The sequence below is a fragment of the Megasphaera cerevisiae DSM 20462 genome, assembly GCF_001045675.1.
Taxonomy (GTDB): domain Bacteria; phylum Bacillota; class Negativicutes; order Veillonellales; family Megasphaeraceae; genus Megasphaera; species Megasphaera cerevisiae.
The window spans coordinates 1-1,059 of the sequence record NZ_LEKT01000128.1; the positions used below are offsets into that span (position 1 = coordinate 1).

At 38.3% G+C, this 1,059-nt stretch carries 1 protein-coding gene; it reads left to right on the forward strand.

The genetic code is table 11. From position 1 onward, the window contains the following. Nucleotides 1–108 precede the first annotated feature (108 nt). Nucleotides 109–1,059, forward strand: a 951-nt coding sequence (locus tag AB840_RS15340; protein ID WP_048515681.1) for an IS30 family transposase, incomplete at its 3' end; no start/stop codon positions are given.

Consider the following 1,059-nt stretch of genomic DNA (forward strand, 5'->3'; position numbering starts at 1 on the left):
CGTAAATTGTAGAATGAAATTGAACACTAAAACTAAATAAAAAGATCCATAGGATTGCATCAATGGTAAAATTAAGTTACGACACAAAATTAACCGGAGGCAATCACTATGGACTACCTAAATAATACCATTAATACCCTACCTCGCGAAAGAGGACAACACTTAAGATTTGAAGATCGATGCGAAATCAAAGCGCTCCATAAGCAAGGTTACTCTTATCGCCAGATTGCAAAAGCACTTAATTGCTCACCTAGTACTGTGGGCTACGAATTAAAACGTGGCACTGCAACTAAGACGACACATCGAGGCAGACCAACAGAGTATGTACCTAGTCGAGGTCAAGCCGTTTACTATGAAAACAGAAAACGTTCTGGTCGTAAACAGCGCATTACGTCTGAAAGTCCATTTGCTATTTGGGTTGCAGAGCAAGTTAAAAAAGCTAACTGGTCATTAGACGTATGTGCTGGCTATGCTAAGAAGCATAATCTGTTTACTGAAGAGGAACTTGTATGTGCTAAAACGCTGTATAACGCCCTTAATCAATCACGCCTACCATTATCCCTATTCGATGTACCAGAACTGCTTAGTCGTAAAAAATCAAAGCCTAAACAAGCAAAGAACGTACGCATCTTTGGCCGAAGTATTGATGAACGACCAGATATCGTTAAGCTACATCTTGAGATTGGTCATTGGGAAATAGATACTATCGTTGGTAAGCGTAAAGGTAAAGAGGCTGTGGTACTAACTTTAGTAGAGAAAGTAACGCATAAATTCATTGCTATTAAGATTCGACGTAAAGATGTAGCATCTGTAAAAGCTGCTTTACGTAGTCTCAAAATATATTATGGATCACAATTTGCTACTGTATTTAAAACAATTACAGCAGACAACGGAACTGAGTTTGCGGAATTATCTCAGTTAGAACGATATGGTATAATGGTATATTTTGCTCATCCATATAGCTCTTATGAGAGAGCTCAAAATGAGCGTCACAATCGCATTTTCAGAAAGTACGTACCTAAAGGAAAGTCTATCGAAAACTACTCTGCTGAGCAGATT